The sequence below is a fragment of the Clostridium fungisolvens genome, assembly GCF_014193895.1.
In the GTDB taxonomy this organism is placed as follows: domain Bacteria; phylum Bacillota; class Clostridia; order Clostridiales; family Clostridiaceae; genus Clostridium_AR; species Clostridium_AR fungisolvens.
Genome location: NZ_BLZR01000001.1, coordinates 4,248,977 through 4,268,734, shown reverse-complemented (window position 1 = coordinate 4,268,734; position 19,758 = coordinate 4,248,977). Strand labels below are relative to the sequence as shown.

Annotated in this window: 15 protein-coding genes; 10 read left to right on the top strand and 5 right to left on the bottom strand. The window is 30.3% G+C overall.

What is annotated here, in order from left to right; translation table 11 throughout:
* The first annotated feature begins 137 nt into the window (after nucleotides 1-137).
* The 7 genes from bsdtw1_RS18805 (at nucleotide 138) to bsdtw1_RS18775 (ending at nucleotide 9,047) form a co-directional block, all read left to right on the top strand.
* Nucleotides 138-851 carry a DUF3298 and DUF4163 domain-containing protein gene (locus bsdtw1_RS18805; RefSeq protein ID WP_183279063.1) on the top strand — a complete coding sequence of 238 codons (714 nt, stop codon included), beginning with the start codon at nucleotides 138-140 and terminating at the stop codon, nucleotides 849-851.
* 411 nt (nucleotides 852-1,262) lie between these two features.
* A complete protein-coding gene (locus bsdtw1_RS18800) occupies nucleotides 1,263-2,408 on the top strand; it encodes a sensor histidine kinase (RefSeq protein WP_183279062.1) in 1,146 nt (381 codons plus the stop codon).
* Nucleotides 2,383-3,009, top strand: a complete 627-nt coding sequence (locus bsdtw1_RS18795; protein WP_183279061.1) for a response regulator transcription factor — start codon at nucleotides 2,383-2,385, stop codon at nucleotides 3,007-3,009. Before bsdtw1_RS18800 ends, bsdtw1_RS18795 begins: the two co-directional genes overlap by 26 nt.
* A gap of 481 nt (nucleotides 3,010-3,490) precedes the next feature.
* On the top strand, nucleotides 3,491-4,426 hold the full coding sequence (locus bsdtw1_RS18790) for an ABC transporter ATP-binding protein (RefSeq protein WP_183279060.1): 936 nt from the start codon (nucleotides 3,491-3,493) through the stop codon (nucleotides 4,424-4,426).
* Between the two features lie 11 nt (nucleotides 4,427-4,437).
* The gene (locus tag bsdtw1_RS18785; RefSeq protein WP_183279059.1) at nucleotides 4,438-5,556 is read left to right on the top strand and encodes an ABC transporter permease; all 1,119 of its coding nucleotides are present in this window, start codon (nucleotides 4,438-4,440) and stop codon (nucleotides 5,554-5,556) included.
* 1 nt (nucleotide 5,557) lies between these two features.
* Entirely contained in the window at nucleotides 5,558-6,703 is a 1,146-nt protein-coding gene (locus tag bsdtw1_RS18780; protein ID WP_183279058.1) for an ABC transporter permease, read from the top strand.
* 181 nt (nucleotides 6,704-6,884) lie between these two features.
* On the top strand, nucleotides 6,885-9,047 hold the full coding sequence (locus tag bsdtw1_RS18775; protein ID WP_183279057.1) for a methyl-accepting chemotaxis protein: 2,163 nt from the start codon (nucleotides 6,885-6,887) through the stop codon (nucleotides 9,045-9,047).
* Nucleotides 9,048-9,206: 159 nt separating this feature from the next.
* Here bsdtw1_RS18775 and hydE read toward each other — a convergent pair whose 3' ends face one another.
* Nucleotides 9,207-10,268: a [FeFe] hydrogenase H-cluster radical SAM maturase HydE gene (gene hydE, locus bsdtw1_RS18770; RefSeq protein ID WP_183279056.1), complete on the bottom strand. Its 1,062-nt coding sequence runs from the start codon at nucleotides 10,266-10,268 to the stop codon at nucleotides 9,207-9,209.
* 360 nt (nucleotides 10,269-10,628) lie between these two features.
* Here hydE and bsdtw1_RS18765 point away from each other — a divergent pair, with 360 nt between their 5' ends.
* On the top strand, nucleotides 10,629-11,342 hold the full coding sequence (locus bsdtw1_RS18765; protein ID WP_183279055.1) for a pirin family protein: 714 nt from the start codon (nucleotides 10,629-10,631) through the stop codon (nucleotides 11,340-11,342).
* Nucleotides 11,343-11,580: 238 nt separating this feature from the next.
* On the opposite strand, the gene bsdtw1_RS23755 is transcribed toward bsdtw1_RS18765, so the two are convergent.
* Nucleotides 11,581-11,784 carry a TraB/GumN family protein gene (locus tag bsdtw1_RS23755; protein ID WP_183279054.1) on the bottom strand — a complete coding sequence of 68 codons (204 nt, stop codon included), beginning with the start codon at nucleotides 11,782-11,784 and terminating at the stop codon, nucleotides 11,581-11,583.
* A 121-nt stretch (nucleotides 11,785-11,905) separates the two neighbouring features.
* On the opposite strand from bsdtw1_RS23755, the gene bsdtw1_RS18755 reads away from it, so the two are divergent.
* Complete coding sequence (locus bsdtw1_RS18755) at nucleotides 11,906-12,973, top strand: mannose-1-phosphate guanylyltransferase (RefSeq protein ID WP_183279053.1); 1,068 nt, start codon at nucleotides 11,906-11,908, stop codon at nucleotides 12,971-12,973.
* A gap of 54 nt (nucleotides 12,974-13,027) precedes the next feature.
* Here bsdtw1_RS18755 and bsdtw1_RS18750 read toward each other — a convergent pair whose 3' ends face one another.
* The 3 genes from bsdtw1_RS18750 to bsdtw1_RS18740 all read right to left on the bottom strand — a co-directional run bounded on the left by bsdtw1_RS18750 (nucleotide 13,028) and on the right by bsdtw1_RS18740 (nucleotide 17,771).
* A complete protein-coding gene (locus tag bsdtw1_RS18750; protein ID WP_183279052.1) occupies nucleotides 13,028-14,020 on the bottom strand; it encodes an NADH:flavin oxidoreductase in 993 nt (330 codons plus the stop codon).
* A gap of 283 nt (nucleotides 14,021-14,303) precedes the next feature.
* Complete coding sequence (locus bsdtw1_RS18745) at nucleotides 14,304-15,902, bottom strand: response regulator transcription factor (RefSeq protein ID WP_183279051.1); 1,599 nt, start codon at nucleotides 15,900-15,902, stop codon at nucleotides 14,304-14,306.
* 51 nt (nucleotides 15,903-15,953) lie between these two features.
* A complete protein-coding gene (locus bsdtw1_RS18740; protein ID WP_183279050.1) occupies nucleotides 15,954-17,771 on the bottom strand; it encodes a sensor histidine kinase in 1,818 nt (605 codons plus the stop codon).
* A 613-nt stretch (nucleotides 17,772-18,384) separates the two neighbouring features.
* Here bsdtw1_RS18740 and bsdtw1_RS18735 point away from each other — a divergent pair.
* Nucleotides 18,385-19,734 (top strand): ABC transporter substrate-binding protein, encoded by a 1,350-nt coding sequence (locus bsdtw1_RS18735; protein ID WP_183279049.1) that lies wholly within the window; start codon nucleotides 18,385-18,387, stop codon nucleotides 19,732-19,734.
* The last annotated feature ends 24 nt before the right edge of the window (nucleotides 19,735-19,758 follow it).

Below are 19,758 nucleotides of genomic sequence, written 5' to 3'. Positions count from 1 at the left end.
AATGGTAAACTATTCACATTATCCACATTTGCATGTGGATAAGTTGTTAAAGTTTTGTGAGTTTTATGTTTATAACTGCTTATAGTTATTTAAGTTGTGGATAAAATATTATCAAAAGTATAGGGAGGGATAAAAAGATGATGAACATAAGAAAAGTATCAAAAACTATCGGAGTTATTTTGTTAAGTTTTGTGATGTGTGGAATGACTTTAGTTGATGAAGGTTATAAGTTTACTGAAAAGAGAATAAATGAAACTAAGTCATATGGAACAATAGATATAAAAATACCAATTATCGTTGAAAACAATAATAGTAACGTGAAAGAGTTTAATGGTATAGTTGAGGGAGATATAGCTGACTGGCAAAAAGATTTGGTTGAACTAGCTAAGCAGGATGAAGCAGAATCAAAAAGTAAAGGTATAGATTTTAGGCCTTATTCATTAGATACAGTATATAAGATACCTTATAACACTAAAAACTTTGTAAGTTTAGTAGTTGATTATTATCAGTTCACTGGTGGAGCACACGGGTTAACTACAAGAAATACATATAATTATGATTTTAATCAAGGCAAAAGATTGAGACTATTTGAACTGTTTAAAGAAGGATATGATTATCAAACTAAAATAAATGATATTATTAGGCAACAGATTGCTAAAAATCCAAGTGAGTATTTCCAAGATGAAAATGGATTCAAAGGAATTAAGAACAAACAAGATTTCTATATTGATAAGGATGGAATAGTTATAGTATTTCAACTATACGATATCGCGCCATATGCTTCAGGAATTAAAGAATTTCATATTCCATTTTCAGCAGTTCAGGATGGATTACTCTATAAGTTTAAATAATAATTATTGAAGCCAATATATATAAATCATATAATAGATATTAAGGAAAATTGTGTATATTGATATATTTAAATTTAACTAAGGCACTTTTAAAGTACCGTGTGGAAATTAAATGGTCATTCATCCGATGCTTTAATGAGTTTAAAAGAAATTAAATAGACACTCTGATTTTTACAGTGGCAATTATATAGGGATCCATTAAAGAAATTTAAGATGTACATATTTGAAATGGAACAAATATATCATGTACAGCTTAAAAATAGAAAGTGGAACCCTATAAATATTTATTATGTAAGTGCTTGATTTATATTTGCAATAATCATAAACCTTAATGGTTACCTTGCTTAAATAAGTTAAAAATTAGACAAGCTTGTGAAACAACTTAATCCTAATTTTAAGGAGAAGAACATTTTGAAAAATAGAAGTGATTATTTACTATTACTTAGGGTTTTAATAATTGTATATTGTATATATGATTATATTGAAGAGAAGGTATTCTCTACAAATATTGTGATATTGCTATTAATTTATATCATAACAAGTGTGTCATATTATGTTCTTATAAAACATAAAAACAGTATAATTATACCAGTGATTTCTATTATCGTAATATTATATTCAAGCATATATATAAATAATTTGTTTATAGTGTTATTGCCATGTTCAATATATGATATTACCAAGGCAATTAATCTAAATGAGATAATATTTTCAGTGGTATCGATAGTAATGCTTATTATTATGAGTGTAAGTATTCAGCCCATCTATGTTTTTATAGTTTTACTCATTATAATGTTAGATTCAATTTTTACAAAACATTTTGCAAGAATTGATAATCTTCTAAAGGAAAATGATTTACTTAGAGAAAAAAATTATAATTATACTAAAGAGATAGATGATTTAAAAAGTTATGAGAAACAAGTGTTATATACAACTCAGTTAGAGGAACGCAATTCATTATCCCAAAAGATGCATGACAAAATAGGGCATACAATTGCAGCAAGTTTAATGCAGCTTGAGGCTGCTAAATTTATAATGAAGAGTGACAAAGATAAGGCTGAAGGAATGATTGATAATTCTATTAAAGTTCTAAGAGATGGAATGGACGATATAAGAATTACGTTAAGGAAGGTAAAACCTCCAACTGAGCAGTTAGGAATAAATAGAGTAAAGATGGTGTTAGAAGACTGCACAAAAGGAACAGAATTAAAATATAGTTTGGTATACACAGGAGATCTTAATAAGATTAAGTATAGTCATTGGAGCTTAATTATTGAAAGTATTAAAGAAAGCTTGACTAATACTATAAAATACTCTAATGCTAGTAATGTTGAAGTGGCTATAGATGTATTAAATAAAGTTATAAGGGTTTTTGTTAAGGATAATGGGTCAGGAATAATTAATGTAAAAAAGGGACTAGGACTTTCAGGGATTGAGCAAAGATGTATAGATGCTGGTGGTAATGCATTATTTGATGGAAGTGACGGTTTTGCAGTAACTTTATTATTACCTATATTAAAGGAGAGAGAGCATGAGTATAAGACTTCTAATATGTGATGATGATGCCTTGATTAGAGAAAGTCTAAGGATAATTTTGTCGATGGATGAGGAGATAGAGGTTATAGATGTAGCAGAAAATGGGCTCAAGGCGTTAGATATTTGTATAAAGAATATAATAGATATAGTTTTACTTGATATAAGAATGCCTTTAATGAACGGGGTAGATGCTACTAGAGAGATAATAAACAAAACTAAGTCAAAGGTTATTATACTTACAACTTTTGATGAGGATGAATATATAAAAGAGGCTTTAAGTAATGGAGCTAGTGGATATATATTAAAAAATAATCCTCCTGATAAGATTATAAATACAATAAAGTTAGTCGCAAGCGGCAATAATGTAATGGAAGAAAGTGTATTTAATAAATTTAAAGAGAATATGTCCTATAATGAAGAAAAAATAGATACTTCTTTATTTACCGAAAGAGAGTTAGAGATAATAAAGGCTATATCAGAAGGTATGTCAAATAAAGAAATATCAGCCAAGCTATTTATATCTGAGGGAACTGTAAAGAATTATATAACTAATATTTTAGATAAGACGGGCTTGAATCATAGAACACAAATAGCGATATATTATATAAAAGGTAAGGTTTAACTTAAGAGCACTATAATGAAATTAAGTGGTTATGTATCCAATGCTTTAATGAGCTTACGCAAAGAATTAATATGATTTTTTCATATTCCATGGCTAAAAATGTAAACTCACTACGTTCGAACAGTACATTTTCCTAACGCCATTACATCTGAAAAAATCATTTAATTCTAATAGCTCGCTCATAGAGCATCTCCTGCATAACCACTTGATTTTAATAATCTAGCTTATACTTAAGAAATTCGCTGAAATAAAGATATCACTAAATATAATGCTTTGGTTCTAGATATAGTCAAGGTGTGAAGTTATTTATGATATAAGTAATGTGAGATAAAGATGATATATATGACGAAAGTCATGTGAAGATATGACCTTCTCTACTGATGAAGTAGAGAGGGTTTTTCTATAATATAAGTATGGAAAGCAGATAAATAAATCGTGAAGCGATCTTAAATAAAATGTTATATCGAGAGGAGAATTTATAATGGACTTATTAAGTATTAAAAATTTAACTAAAAGATTTGGTGATTATGTAGCAGTAGATAACCTTTCATTTGAGGTTAAAGAAGGGGAGATATTTGGGCTACTCGGACCAAACGGAGCAGGAAAAAGTACAACAATTAATATAATAACAGGACTTCTTAAACCAACTAGAGGTGAGATATATCTGTTTGGCAAAGACTTTAAATCAAATGAAAGATTAATAAAAAGTCAAATAGGTTTGGTGCCTCAAAGTCTTGCTATATACAACGCATTAAGCGCAGAGGAAAATGTAAGCTTTTTTGCAGGACTATATGGATTAAAAGGAAAAGAACTAAAAGCTGCTGTAGAAGAAGCGCTAGAATTTACAGGACTTTTAGAACATAGAAAGACTCAAGCAAAGAAATTTTCAGGTGGAATGGCAAGAAGACTTAATATAGCTTGTGCAATAGCTCATAAGCCTAAGTTAATAATAATGGATGAACCTACAGTAGGGATAGATCCTCAATCAAGAAATCATATACTAAGATCTGTTAAAGAACTAAATAGGCAAGGATGTACAGTTATATATACCTCACACTACATGGAGGAGGTTGAAGAGCTGTGTTCTAGGATAGTTATTATGGACCATGGTAAGGTAATTGCTGAAGGAACTAAGGAAGCTTTAATATCTATAGTATCAGATACTCAAAGTCTTGAAATTCAAGTTGAGGGTATAGAAAAGCTAGTTGAAAAAGAATTGAAAGAGATACCAGGAGTTAAAGGTTTTGAAATAAATGATGAAAAGATAACTATAAATTCAGTAAGAGAAATAAATAACTTAGATAAGATAATCAGTTATTTTAGTAGCAAAGATATGTTAATAAGAAATATAGAGTATAAAAAGATAAATTTAGAAACTGTATTTTTAAGTCTTACAGGTAGAAAGCTTAGAGATTAGGAGGAATCATCATGAGGATTTTAAAGCATGTAGGGTATTCTATATTGTATTCAATCAAAGAAAAATCTGGTTTAGTGTCAATGTTAGTATTTCCAATAGTTTTTATGGTTATACTTGGAAGCGCACTGGCCAATGCTTTTGATAGTACAGTGGATTTAGATAAGATGAATATAGTTTATGTAGATAATGGTTCGAAAGATACTAGAGATATATTTGATAGATTTAAAGAAGAGCAAAAAGCTGGTAAAGTAACCTTTAAGGAAATCAGCAATATAAATGAAGCTAAGGAAATTGTAAGGAAGAACTCAGATAATATATTAGTAGAACTTCAAAGTGATAAAATACAAGTTTATAAAAATGAAAAAGATAATATTTCAGTAAATATTGTTATGGGTGGTTTGCAAGGGATAGTAGAAAGATACGGTGTATATGGCGCTATAGGTAAACTTGCCCCACAAAATATAAAATTAGTGAATGATGATTTTTCAAAGAGCTATACAAAAGTGAATACTGTATCCATAGGCAGACAGACTAGATCCTTTGATTACTATGGAGTAGTTGAAATAACAATGATGATATTATATGGTGGAATGTTCGGATACTTCATGGTAGTTGAAGGAAGAAACATGAAGATAGAGGGAAGAACTATTGTATCTGGTGTGTCTAGAGGTGAATATGTATTTACTAAAATAATAGCAACCTTCTTGATAACCATTGTAACACTGATACCTGCATTTCTATTTGCTACCTTCGTTTTGAAAGTTTACTGGGGAGATCATCTTTTAAGTATTCTAGTAGTAATGTTAGCTTTAAATCTATTTTCATCATCCTTAGGTGTATGTCTCGGGTTTATAGTTAAAGACGAAAAGACTGGTCAAATGCTTTTAAACGTAGTTATAATTCCGGCTTTAACATTCCTTGGTGGAGGATATGTTTATATAAGCGAGAATGTTACTGGTGCTTTAGCTATAGCAACAAAGTTGTCGCCAGTTAGATGGGTAAATAGAACTATTATTAATATAGCGTTTAATAATGATTTTTCTAAATTCAATACCACATTATTGATATGTCTATCATTATCAGCCTTATTTATGGCACTACCATTTATTATGAGAAGAGAGGAAGCTTAAAATGAATGAGATTTTGGTTTTAGTAAAGAAAAACTTGAAATTAATTTTTGATTCTCCAAAAGCATTAATGCAGCTTTTAGTACCAGTGCTTGTAATATTGGTATTTATGAAATTATATACTGTATCTCAAGGTGCAATAAGAGTAGGTATCATAGATAATGATAATTCCAAAGTATCAAGCCAAGTAATAGAAAATGTGAAGAATATGACTCAGGTAGATATAGTAACAATAAAGGATGAGAAGGATATTAAAGAAAAACTAACTCAGAATGATATAATTTTAGCCATATCCATACCTAAGGGTTTTGAAAATGATATTATGTCAGGAGATATTACTGGAGCAGAAATTTACTCCTCAAAGGCAAATAGCTTCACAGATAGTTTAAAAGGGGTATTAGATTTTCAGACTAAAAATATTTCTGATTTAGGAAAAGCCGCTTCTGGAGATAAGGATAAATTTTATAAGATGCTAGAAGAGTACAAAAATGGGTCTGTGAAGATTGAAAAAACTCCGCTTAAGGATAAAGGTGATGGATTGGCTGTAACAGAGGCAAGTATCGGGTTTATGATATATTATATGATGTTAAGATCTATAATGATATCAGGACTAACAATAAAGGAGAAAAAGGAGAATACTTATTCAAGAATATTTGTAGCTCCAGTATCCACTATAAAATATACCTTCGCCAATATATTGTCTAATGTAATCTTCTTAGCACTTCAAGTAGTTATTATATTAGTTTCACTAAAATATGTATTTAATATAGAAACTGGCGTTGATTTATTACCAATGTTCTTACTTTTAATTATGATATCAATAGTAACTGTTGCCTTCGGTATGTTATGTATAGCATTGTTCAATGAATCTCAGAGTTTCTCTACCTTTACTAGCTTAATAGTCACTGCAACTGCTATGTTTTCTGGATGCTTTGTTCCAGCAAAATTATTGCCTGATACAGTTCAGAAAGTATCATTCTTTACTCCTCAAAGATGGGTTATTGATGGAATACAAAAGCTTCAAAATGGTAATAGTTTAAGTGATATCAGATTGAATTTTGCTGTTCTTCTGTTATTCTCAGTAGCTTTCTTGCTAATAGCTGCATACAGAATGAGACATAGTCAAAAAGCAATGAATTCGATGACATAAGACAGCTTTTGTGCAAAAATATAATGAAAATCTTAACCTATTTAAAAATATTTAGAAAAAGGTCAACTTACTAATGGATGTAAGTTGACTTTTTTGTCAATAAGTGATTAGATATAATTATAGATGTCTTAATTGCACGCATTTGTGCAAACGATTGCCCTAATAAAGAGGAGGAGAATTTATGGTTAAAAAGAGGCTTAAGAATAAGGAAAGAAAGAAGGATTTAAAATCATCAGTTAAATCTAAACGTTTAAAACCTTCGCTTTCATCTAAACTTAGCAACAAGAAAATTGATAACGTTTTTATTAAGGATATCTTTAGTATAAAAAGCTTACTTGGAAGATTAGTTATCGCCTTTGTAACTCTAGTATTAGTTGTTATGATAATTACTACTTCGTTTAATTTTGCAGTTATGTCAAGTAGTATGACTAAAGAGTTTAAGGCATCTACAGATCATATTTTAAATCAGAACAAGCATTATGTAAGACTTATAAGTGATTTTTCGGATCAGATATCCTTTCAGATATTATCCAATGCTAATATTACTGATGCTATGAGTTTCTCAAGCAGTGAAAGAGATCAGGTTATAAGTAAAGCATCGGATGCTAAACAGAACCTTCAAAAAATCATAGGTCTTAATAATAGTGGAGTATTAGATAGTATATATTTATATAAAGATAATGACGGATTGTCAATTAACACTAAAAATGAGGTGTTTGAAGATTCTTCACAAAAAATAGGAGAAGAAGCTAAGAAAACAGAGTGGTATAAAAAAGCTATAGATGAACCGGGTAAAGGCTTCTGGGCAGTTACAGATCAAGATGGAGAAAAGAAATTAAGCTATATTAAGTCAGTAAACAATGGTGTTTCAAGCAAACAGCTTGGGGTGCTTCAAATAAATGTAGCAGATAGTATATTTAAGAAAGCCATGGAAGATATTAATATAGGGGATAATGGTAAGGTAATAATAGTCGATGAAAAAGGAGAATTAATTGGGGGGAATACTCAATTAACCTTGGGAGAGAAGTATAATGAAGCTTTTTATTCTTCTATAAAGGACAAGCAAGAAGGAGAACTTACGGAGAAAATAAATGGACAATCTTATTATATAGCATATTCTACGTTATCAGAGACTGGATGGAAGTATGTAGCTTTAATACCTACAAGTGAACTATATAGTACTGCACTACATGTAGGCAAATACTCCTTAATAATACTAGTAGTATGTTTGTTTTTAGCAGCATTAGCATCTATTCCGATATCTATGCAAATTACTGTGCCAATAAAGAATTTTATATCTTTAGTTACCAAGGTTTCTAATTGTGATTTTACGGTTATATCTGATAAGAAGTACAAGATAAAAGAATTAAACGAGTTATCGATTAATTTTAATAATATGGTGGCAAGGCTAAAAGGAGCGTTAACCAACACTGCAATACTGGCAGATGAAACAGCATCTATTTCATCTCATCTTTTAGAGGTATCTAATAGTATAAATGAAAAGTCAGAGGATGTTGTTAGAAATATACAAGAAATATCAATAGGATCATCTAAACAGGCGGAAGATACTATGAATTGTGCGTCTATAAATACAGACCTAGATGATCAACTTAAGTATACTACTGAAGTATTAGTAACCCTTAATGATGCAAAAGAAAATGCTATAAATGCTATAAAGAATAATACGAAAGATATAAATGAATTACATGAAACCTCAAAAGAAAATTCTCAGGCTATGACTGAAGTTGCTAGTACAATAAATAAGCTAACAAATAGCACTCAGTTAATCTTAAAGATATTAAATGAGATAAACAGTATAACTAATCAAACCAATCTATTATCATTAAACGCTTCTATTGAAGCAGCAAGAGCAGGAGAGGCTGGAAAAGGATTTTCAGTTGTAGCAAATGAGATAAGAAAATTAGCAGAGCAATCTCAAAAGGCTTCATTAGAAATAAAGAATATAATTGGAGACGTAAATTCAGCTATCAATGATTCTATGATAATTGCGGATAGTGCAAAGGAAGCTTTTGAAAAAGAGCAGTTACAGGTTAAATCAACAATAGAATCCTTTAGTGAGTTAGAAAAAACCTTTGGAGAAGTATCTGCTGCAATAGAGCAGTCAATGACTTCTGTAAGAAATATAGACGAAGGAAAAAATAATTTAAATATAGCTATAGGAAATATTGCAGCTATTTCGCAGCAGAACACTGCAGCCACAGAAGAAGTAACAGCTGTAATAGAAGATGAAGCTTTGGATAATAAGAGAATTAATGAATTAGCTTTAGATTTAAATGGACAAGCTGAAAGCTTAAAAGAAGTAATAGAGAAGTTTAAATTATAGCGTGTGTGAGCGAGGTTAAATAGCATCTACTGTATAACCACTTAATTTCAATAATGTTTTTAAATATAGCATTAAAATAAAGTAAATAAGAAACCAGCTTGATTTATTCTCAAGCTGGTTTTTGTAAATTATATACGAACTTTGTATATATGTATTAAATTAAGAACTAATGTTAGTTTTTTCAATAGTAAGGATTGATCCATCATTTGATATATCGGATACTGTTCTACCAAGAGCTTTAATCTTTCCAGAAATACATCCTCTACAATGAGCAGGAGTATCATTTATACATATCTTTCCTGGATATAAGGCATAAAGTCTTCTGTAATCACCTTCAGTAACATTAGGCATTACAACATTGGCACCACTTTCAAGGGCTATAACTCTACCGTTTTTATTAAGTGTTTCCATAGCAGTAGTTGCAGTAATTCTTATACCAGGCATAAGTAGTCTAGTTAAGGCCATAACCTTAATTGACATGTGGAAGTCGCCACCAGCACAATCAGCTAGAGGAGTATCTCCATTTGGTATAAATGGTCCAATGCCTATCATATTAGCATCTATCTCTTTAAAGAATAGAAGATCATCTGCTATAGATTCAATTGTTTGGTTAGGAAGTCCAACTAGTGAACCGCAACCTACTTCATAGCCTAGACTCTTTAAATCTCTAAGACATCTCTTTCTTTCAGCGTGACTCATACCAGGATCAAGCTCATGGTATAAATCCTCATCAGTAGTTTCTATTCTAAGTAAATATCTATCAGCGCCAGCTTCTCTTAGTGCTTTGTATTCTTCATATGTTTTTTCACCTATACTTATAGTAAGAGTAACACCTAGTGCTTTTATCTTTCTTATTATGCTAGACATTCTATCTATAGTAAAGTAATCATCTTCTCCACCTTGAAGAACTAAATTTTTATAACCATAACCAACTGCTTTAGTGGCAAAATCTAAGATTTCTTCCTCAGATAATCTATATCTTTCAAGGTTTTTATTGTCTCTTCTAAGCCCACAATACATGCAGTTTCTCTTGCATATGTTTGTAAATTCTATAAGTCCTCTTAAAAGAACTTCGTTTCCACGATATTCTTCTCGAACTTCATCAGCTGCTTTATATATTGCTTCATTTATTTCGTCATTTTTTAAAAGTTCAACTAACTCATCCTTTGTAAGACAATGAGTTTCTTTAGCTTTTTGTACTAACTCCATTAGTTTATCCATAAACTCCTCCTAAAAACGGACCTTTGATATTCGTAATAATTATACTATTTAAGTGTGGTTTTTGAAAGAAAAAGTTTGTAACACATTTGGTTACCATATAATATTTTCTACAGTCTATAAAATAATTCATAATTTAATTTTTATTAGTGGTTAAGCTAAGGATGAATAAATAAGTGGAGCTTGTATTTTTGTATTTATGAATTTATATATTAAATGCTTTGATAAACTTTATAAAATACAGTGTTTATAATAGCAAGTACTTACTGATAATTGTTATTGACAACGATAAAATGTTAATGTATCATGAAGTTATAAGGTTATTAAAAGTAATTAACTAAATTTTATATAGAGGTGAAAGCGATGATAAGAAAAATAAAAAGTAGTGATATGGGACGTAGCAAAAATCAGTGGCTTGATAGTTTATTTCATTTTTCATTTGCAGATTATTTTAATGTAGAAAATATTAGTTTTGGAGATTTAAGAGTAATAAATGATGATTTGATTCAGCCACATACAGGCTTTGATATGCATCCACATAAGGACATGGAGATAATATCCTATGGGATAGAAGGTGAACTTACTCACGAAGACTCAATGGGAAGTAAAGGCGTGATAGGAAGAGGCCAAGTACAGTATATGAGTGCTGGTACTGGAGTTTATCATAGTGAGCACAATAGAGGTGATGTAACTGCAAGATTCCTTCAAATTTGGGTTTTACCAGATAAGAAGAACCATACTCCTCAATATGGAGATTTTAAATTTGATTGGGAAGAAAGAAAAAATAAATGGTTTCATTTTGTATCTTCAAAACAAGGAGATGCGCCTATAAAAGTAAATCAAGATATAAATTTCTATGCACTTGAATTAGAAGAAGGCAAGGAAATAGACTTTGCTGTAGGGAACAGAAGACAGGCGTATATGGTACAAATAGAAGGCACAAGTACAGTAAATGGTACAGAGCTTAATCAAAGAGATGCAGCTGAGATTGTTGAAGAAGATGTAAAGATTAAGGCCATAGAAAAATCTCATATACTAGTTATAGAAATGACAAAGAAAAATGTGATTTGGAGATAATAAAAAGTTATTAATTAATGCAGTAAGTCTTAAAGTGCTCTCAAACCTGCATTTTAGGCGTAAATTTTTAAGAAGTTATAAATTTAAAAAGTTTTATTTATAAATGTTTATATAGGAAAAATTTTATAAGTTTATTGCAGTATTTTAGATATTAAGAATGAAAAATGAGATAAAAAAAGCTACTAGGTAAACAGCTTTTTTTATCTCATTTCATATTAGGGCATATTTTCATACCATACTATTCAAGTCTTGTAATAGTATATCCCTTAGTCTTCAATTTTTCAATTAGACCATCTTGTCCAATAATATGGCCGGCACCAACTACAATTAAGTGTTTTTCAAATGAACAAGCTACTTTAGTGAAAGTATTAGAGTTTAATAATAAAGATCTGCGTTTATTAGTTATTAATGAAATGAGTGAGTCATTGAAAGTATTAAGCAATTAATAATAAATTGGAGATATGAGTCTCAGTATATATTTCCATTTATTTGAAAAGATATTTCACACTACTTCAGGGATAAACATAGTATAGTGTATAACAATACTTGGAGTTGAAGGCTAAATGCTTTATGCACTGATTTTAGCAGGAGGCAAGGGAACAAGACTTTATCCACTATCTAGATCAGACAGACCTAAACAGTTTTTGAAGGTGGTAAATAACAAAAGCTTTTTAGTTAATACTGTTGAAAGAGTTCGCCCATTGGTACCGACTGACAATATCTATGTTATTACCAATCAAGATTATGAGAATCAAATAAAAGAAGAGCTATCAGACATTTGTGCTGATAATATATTCACAGAACCCAGCAATAAGGAGACAGCTACTTGCATAGGTCTTGCAGCTGTAAAGCTTCTTAAAAATGATAAGGATGCTGTGATGATGGTATTACCTTCAGATCACCATATTGAAGGAGAGAAGAACTTCTTGGACACTTTAGAGCAGGCAGTGGAAATAGCAGATAGAAGAAGAGGTATAGTAACTTTAGGAATTGAACCAACTAGACCGGAAACAGGGTATGGTTATATTGAGATGGGCGAAAGAGTTGGTGGAAATATAGCTACTTTTAAGGTTGCCAGGTTTACTGAAAAACCTAATATTGAGGTAGCAAAAGACTTCATACTAAAGGGCACCTATCTTTGGAACAGCGGTATGTTTGTTTTTAGAGCAGACGTAATTTTGAGAGAGATAGAAAAATATCTTCCTAAGATGTATAAAAGTTTGATGGAGATATATAAGAACCTTGGGACAGAAAACGAAGAAAGTACAATAACAGAACAATATTGCTTGATAGATGGTATCTCCATAGATTTTGGAGTTATGCAAAAAACAAGAAAGGCCTATGTTCTGAAGAGTGACTTTTTATGGGATGATATAGGAAGCTTTAGTGCATTAAGTAGATTTTTAGGTACCCATAGGAACAATAGTATTTCAAAGAACGTTTTCTTAGAGGAATGCGAAAACTGTTCTGTATTTGGTAATAAAAATCTAGTAATAGGCTTTGGAATAAAGGACTTAGTTATAGTAGACGCAGGTGATGTTATCTTGGTTATGGATAAAGATAAGGACCAAGAGATTAAGCATCTTTTAAATACACTTAATGATGATGACAATTATAAGGGATATATTTGATGCAAAAGGGCAGCTAATGAGTAGCTGCCCTTTTGTTATAATTTTATATATAAATTATTTAAGACTTTCAATAGCTTTTTTAGCCCAATCAGAATCTTTTAATATAGCTCTTCCAACGCCTATTAAATCGGCTTTTTCATCAGCTAAAAGTTGTTCTGCAGCATTAGCATCAACAACACCACCAGTTAAAATTATAGGTATTTTAACAACTTTTTTTAACTCAGCAGTTACAGGATAGAAGTAGCCTTGTTCTGTAAAACCAGGTACCATAAAACGGTTATATCCTCCAGAGATATCTAAAATATCAACTCCTGCTTTCTCAAATTCTTTAGCAGCTATTTTAGCATCTTCAAGAGTAGCGCCACCTTCTTCATAATCTAAAGCGCCTAATCTTAATAATATAGGGAAGTCATCACCTACAGCTTTTTTTACTGCCTTGATAACTTCAAGATGTATTCTTATCCTGTTTAATATATCTCCGCCATACTCATCAGTTCTCTTGTTGAATATAGGAGAGTAGAATTGATTAAGCAAATATCCGTGTGCTGAATGAATTTCTACAGCATCAAAACCAGCTTCCTTAACCCTTCTAGCAGCTTCTGCAAAGTCTTTTATAACTTTTTTTATATCTTCCTTAGAAAGTTCTTTAGTAACGATTTTTGTATATGGATTTTCTATGGCAGAAGGAGCTTCTGGTAGTGAACCTGTCACTTCTTCTTTTGTAGATCCACCAGCGTGATTTATTTGCATAACTGCTTTTGAACCGTTGTTTTGAATAGTTTTTGCAAGAGCTTTTAAGGCTTCAACATCATTATCTCTTGAAATAGAAAGTTGATTATGATTAGCTTTGCCTTCTTTTGAAACATAGCTATGTTCTATAATTATTAACCCAATATATCCGCCTTTTGATTTTTCATCGTAGTATTTTATTATATCTTCTGTAAGCTCACCGGTTACCCCAGCTTTAGAAGTTGCCATTGGGGGCATTACTAAACGGTTTGGTAGATTAAATTTACTAGTGTTTAATGAATTTAGTAGCTTTGACATGAAATAACCCTCCTAAATTATAGATGATTTAAATATCTATGGATGTGCCACTTAATAATGAAACCTATATTTTCAAAGCCTCCTCTCAGAACCCAGAGGAGCTTAGAAGATAGTTTTCGGATTGAAGTGGCACATCTTTATTAATCTTATAGGAAAAGTATATATTATTTGCAAGTTAATTTAAATAGTATACTACATTAAAAATAATAACTAAGTGGTTATAGTTAAGGCGCTATCTATTTTTTTACTTAATTTCAACACAACGCTTTAACGGTGCCTAATTTTAAGAAGCAACGCTTGCCCTATACTGACTTGGCGTAAGGCCTGTGTATCGTTTAAAGGTCTTAGAAAAATGTTTTTCATTTGTGTAGCCTACCATGTAAGCAATCTCGTAGTTTTTTAAGAGTTTATTTTTTAATAATTCCTTAGATTTTTCTATGCGGTATTTATGAAGAAATTCAAGAAAGTTTATTCCTGTTTCCTGTTTGAATAACTGACTTATATAGCCAGGAGTTAAATGTATTTCTCTTGCTATGCTTTCCAATGTGATATCTTTTGAATAATTTTCTGTAATAAAGTTTATTGCTAGTTTTATTAGAGAATTATTTTTATTTAGTGGATTAGTTTTTGCAAATATATTAGAGATAATAAGCTCAAGTTGATTTTTTAATTCATCAATTGTTTCACATTGAAGTACCACGTCAAAAGGTGAACTCAGCTTCGATAAGGCATTTATATCAATATCATTTTCTATACAGAATTTATTAATAGATCCTAGAAGTGACAGGGTAGCACCTTGAATATTTTTCTTTGTAGGCATCCCTCCATTACAGAGTTTATCATAAAAGCTATTCAGTGCTGATCTGATTTCTTCTATTGCACCAGTTCGAAGATAATTTATTAACTTAAGCTCTTCATCTATTGGGTAGGGGTTATTTACAACTTTATAACCATTTATATAATCTGAATGAATTATATTATTGTCACCAAGAAAAAATTTAAACTCAAAGGCTGCTTTAGCACTTAAATAAGATGAATTGATATCTTCTAATCTATTTACTATTTTCCCAAGTGCAAGGGTTACGGAAAATCCTAAAAAAGCTTTTATAGAATTCCTTATATTTTCAAGGGAAAGATAAATAGTATCACTTTTTGCTGTTTCATTGCTGAAGGACAAGAAAACAATAATATCATCATCTTCTTCAAAGTAATCCATATATTCCACTGTATTTAAAGCATCTGAGGCAATGGTTTTTATAGAGCTTTTTATAAAATCTATGTCAGTTTCATTAAACAGATCATATATAAGCGTAGAATGGTCTATAGATATTATGAAGATCAATAAATTTTCATATTTGAGATTATATAATGCAATATTTTCTTCAGAGACTTTAGTTTTGTTATAGGGTTTTAATATAAGGTCCTGAAGAATGTTCTTCTTAATTATTGGTAAATATTCATTAAGATTACCTTCGTATTTTTTTAGAAGTTCATCCTTTAATCTCTCTTCAATGAGTTTGTTTTTAGCATCTATTACTGAATCTAATATTTCTGATGGACGGCAAGGTTTCAAGAGATAGTTACATGCCGATAAGCTAATTGCTTTTTTTGCATATGCAAAATCATCATAACCACTTAATATAATGCACTTTGAATTTAAACCTTTTGAAAATATGTTTTCTAAGAGTTCAATGCCATTCATTTTAGGCATTTTAATATCCATTATTATAATATCTGGCTTAATTTTAAGAATTTGCTCTAAGGCACTTACTCCGTTATCTGCTTCGCCGCATATCTCAATATCATAGCTATTCCAGTCAATTAGTTCCTTTAAACCTTCAACAAGTTCTATTTCATCATCAACCAAAAATAATGTATACATGCAAATTATCTCCTTTATATATAAATAGTAGAGTTTATGAAATATCTTATATTAAAGCGATATATCTTTAATTGGAATAGATATCATGATTTTTGTGCCTTGTCCTGTTTTGCTTTCCATATTTAATGAGTAGTTTTCTCCATAGTAAAGTGATAGTCTTTGATTTACATTTCCTATTGCATAACCTTTTTGCTTGTTAATGTGGTTAGTATTATTGGAATTGCTATTAAGTAGAGAATTCATTGTTTCATCATCAATTCCATTACCATTATCCTCAATTGAAAATACCAAGTTCTCTTCTACAACAGATCCAGTTACAGAAATATAGCTTTTATCACTATCAGCCTCAGTACCATGTATTATTGCATTTTCTACAAAAGGTTGTATTATCAATTTTGGAATTGAATAACACAGAATATCATCATCAATAGCTACAGAATATTCAAGTTTATTTCTAAACCTCTTACCTTGAAGTAACAGATAGTTCTCTATAAACTCCTTTTCTGATTTTACTAAGATGAAGTCTTGTCCGTTATTTAAAGTAGTACGAAATAGCTTTGATAAAGCATACACCATTTCGCTTATTTCAGTTTGTTTAGCCTTTTCTGATTTCCAAAAAATCATATCCAAAGTATTATATAAAAAATGAGGATTGATTTGAGCTTGAAGTGCTTTCAATTCAGCTTCTTTTTCTTTAAGCTGCAGCTTATAAACTCTATTAATAAGATTTTGTATGTTATCAATCATATCATTGTACTGATATACTAACATTCCAATTTCATCGTTAAATTTATAATCAACTTTTTCTTTAAAATTTCCACTTTTTACTCTTCTCATAGAAGCCAGTAACTGTTTTATTGGATTTGTAAGCTTAGATGATACAAATATTGATATGAAAAATGAAATTATAAGGCAAAAACCTATTACTGTAAGTGTCATTGTCATTATTGAATTAAGACTCTTAAACATTTCTACTTGAGAGGTAAGGGATATTAATTTCCAATTACTTTCTTTTATGACACTAGAAGTAGCTAAAAGATCTGAACCACTCAAGTTTAGATTTTCATATCTATTAACCTCGGATAATTTAGAAAAAACATAATTTATATTTGTGTCGTTAAGATATTTTTTTGTATCTTTAGATGAAATAATATTATTTTTATTATCAATAAGTGCTATACTGTCAGAGCCTTTTAGACCCTGTGAGTAAAGGTTTTCAATAAAGGATGTATTTATGCAGATTACCATAAGTCCTGATTCTTGTAGAGTATTAGTATCAATGATTGTTCTAACCATGGCTATCTTAGGACTTCTATTATCAGAAATTAGTATATTATTTTTGCTTCCTATATTAACCCATAAAGGGGCTCCTTTTAATTCATGAGCATCTTTATAAACCTCGCTTTTTTTTACAGCATCATAAGAGGAGAGACCATTACTTCCATCCTTGCTTAAATAATATTTTGAACCCTTATCACCGTATATGACTATAAAGCTTATATAATCCTTAGATGCAAGCAATATATTCAACGGTTCTAATCCGTATTTAGTAAACTTTTCATACTCATCAGAAGATTCATTGGTAGTTACTAAAGATTGAATTAAAGGGTTTAAACATATAAATGTAGATAGGTCTGTAACATCTTTTTGTAAGAAGTTTATGCTGTCTGCAGTTTGATTAATGTCTTTAATATTGATAGAAGTTACTTCATCTTTTAAAGATTTTGAAGCTACTAAATAAGAATAACCACCTAGTATTAAACAAATTATAGACAAAATGCAGACATAAAAAATCAATATCTTATTTTTAATACTAAGATTCATATAATTTATATTGAATTTTACCAGCCGTTTCTTAAGGTAACTCATATATGACTCCTTTTATATGGTATAGATTCATTTTTGTTCCATATATATTTTACATTAAAAGAAATACTGTTTCAATTTATAGATGTGGAACTTATTAAATTTAGGATTTATTTAAGAGTACTATTGAAATTAAGTGGTTATGCAGGAGATGTTATATGAGCGAGCAACTAGAATTAAATGATTTTTTCAGATGGAATGGCGTTAAAAAACTGTACTGTTCGAACGTAGTGAGTTTACAGTTTTAGCCATGGAATATGACAAAATAATATTAATTCTTTGCGCAAGCTCATTAAAACATTGGATGAATAACCACTTAATTTCAGCACGGTGCTTTAACGGCACCTAAATTTATCGTTCAATAAACTTTAAGTTCTGAAAAATCATACCATTTTCTGAATTTTGGATACTACTAATTTTTACCTGAGGTTTATATAATTACTCTGTAGATAAACTGTATTTATAAGTTCTAGTACAAAATAGTAGATGTTGATGTACCACTTCGTAATAAAATTTATTATTTTTAAATTCTCTCACAAGAAACCGTGAGAGTTTTAAAATAGATTTCGGTTCAAAGTGATACATCTATAAAATCACATGCAAATTGGAGAAATATATGAGAATAAAAAGTTATAGAATTATTAGATATATAGTAATAGCAGTGTTTATTATGATTACTTGTACTAGCTGTAGCAGTGATATTATTAGTACTACACCAAGTAAAGGTTATCATAAGGATGGAAAAGTTACTATAAGATTTCTATCTAACTTACCAGAAAGAGAATCAGGTCAAGGAAAGCTTGAACAGCTCTTAATAGATAAATACATGAGTGAAAATAGTAATGTAAACATTGAAGTGGAAGCATATCAAGATGAACCTTATAAACAGAGATTTAAGGCATATGCCATAAGTGATAATTTGCCAGATATATTTTTTGTTTGGGGACAGCCATCATTCTTTAATCCAGTGATGAAAGGTGGATATGCTTGTGAGTTAGATAGTAATAAATTTAAAAAAGATGAATTTAAAGATGGAGCACTAGAAGGTTTTAGTCTGGATGGAAGGTTATATGGAGTGCCTAAAAGTATGGATTATATGGCTCTTTACTATAATAAAGATCTATTTAATAAAAGTGGAATAGATATACCTAAGAATTTTAAAGAGCTTATTGAGGTTTGTAAGAGTTTTAGAGATGAAGGGATTATTCCAATTACTATAAATATCAAAGATAAGTGGCCTTTGGCACTACTATATCAGGAATTAGTGCTTATGGAGGGACAAGATCAAAGCTTTATATATGATGCTATACACGGTAAAGAAAGTTTTATAGATAATCCAGTATTTAAAAAAGCAGCAGAGGATTTAAAGCTTCTTATAGATGCTTGTGGTATTGCAGATACAATGACGCAGCTTGATTACAATACTTCTATGAATTTATTTACCAAAAAAGAGAGCGCTATGATATACACAGGTTCATGGGAGATTGGGATGGTAAACAATACAGAATTACCGGAGGAGTTTAGAAATCAAATGGAGGTAAGTAAGATGCCATTAGTACTAGAGCCTAATTCTAATGATGATGCTCTAGTTGCTTGGAATGGTGGCGGTTATGCCATATCTTCTAGCTCCCAGGTTAAAGATGAAGCTATAAAGTTTTTAGAGTACTTAATGAAGCCAGAAAATTGGGCTAAGAAGGGTTTTGAAAAGGGGTTAATAGTTCCTGCACAAAAGTATGAGAACTATTCAAATAAAAAAGAAACAAAGATACAAAAAGAATTGGTAAGCATACTCAATAATTCTAAATCATTGAGTGGCACCTCATGGCATGATAGCTTGACTCCAAATTTTAAGCTGAACATAGAAGAATTATGCTATCAGCTGGCAGCAGGAAGGATAAGCCCAGATTACTTTCTAAAAGAGATAGATAAGGAGGTAAAGAGTGAAAATATAAGCAGTGTAAAGTGAGTGTACTTGTGTGTTTTAACTAAA

Excerpts from the sequence above, each read along its gene's own strand:
- bsdtw1_RS18795 (WP_183279061.1), top strand. The coding sequence starts at position 2,383 with ATGAGTATAAGACTTCTAATATGTGATGATGATGCCTTGATTAGAGAA.
- hydE (WP_183279056.1), bottom strand. The coding sequence starts at position 10,268 with ATGGATAAACTAATGGAGTTAGTACAAAAAGCTAAAGAAACTCATTGT.
- bsdtw1_RS18780 (WP_183279058.1), top strand. The coding sequence starts at position 5,558 with ATGAATGAGATTTTGGTTTTAGTAAAGAAAAACTTGAAATTAATTTTT.
- bsdtw1_RS18735 (WP_183279049.1), top strand. The coding sequence starts at position 18,385 with ATGAGAATAAAAAGTTATAGAATTATTAGATATATAGTAATAGCAGTG.
- bsdtw1_RS18740 (WP_183279050.1), bottom strand. The coding sequence starts at position 17,771 with ATGAGTTACCTTAAGAAACGGCTGGTAAAATTCAATATAAATTATATG.
- bsdtw1_RS18790 (WP_183279060.1), top strand. The coding sequence starts at position 3,491 with ATGGACTTATTAAGTATTAAAAATTTAACTAAAAGATTTGGTGATTAT.
- bsdtw1_RS18765 (WP_183279055.1), top strand. The coding sequence starts at position 10,629 with ATGATAAGAAAAATAAAAAGTAGTGATATGGGACGTAGCAAAAATCAG.
- bsdtw1_RS18745 (WP_183279051.1), bottom strand. The coding sequence starts at position 15,902 with ATGTATACATTATTTTTGGTTGATGATGAAATAGAACTTGTTGAAGGT.
- bsdtw1_RS18755 (WP_183279053.1), top strand. The coding sequence starts at position 11,906 with ATGCTTTATGCACTGATTTTAGCAGGAGGCAAGGGAACAAGACTTTAT.
- bsdtw1_RS18785 (WP_183279059.1), top strand. The coding sequence starts at position 4,438 with ATGAGGATTTTAAAGCATGTAGGGTATTCTATATTGTATTCAATCAAA.
- bsdtw1_RS18750 (WP_183279052.1), bottom strand. The coding sequence starts at position 14,020 with ATGTCAAAGCTACTAAATTCATTAAACACTAGTAAATTTAATCTACCA.
- bsdtw1_RS18775 (WP_183279057.1), top strand. The coding sequence starts at position 6,885 with ATGGTTAAAAAGAGGCTTAAGAATAAGGAAAGAAAGAAGGATTTAAAA.
- bsdtw1_RS18805 (WP_183279063.1), top strand. The coding sequence starts at position 138 with ATGATGAACATAAGAAAAGTATCAAAAACTATCGGAGTTATTTTGTTA.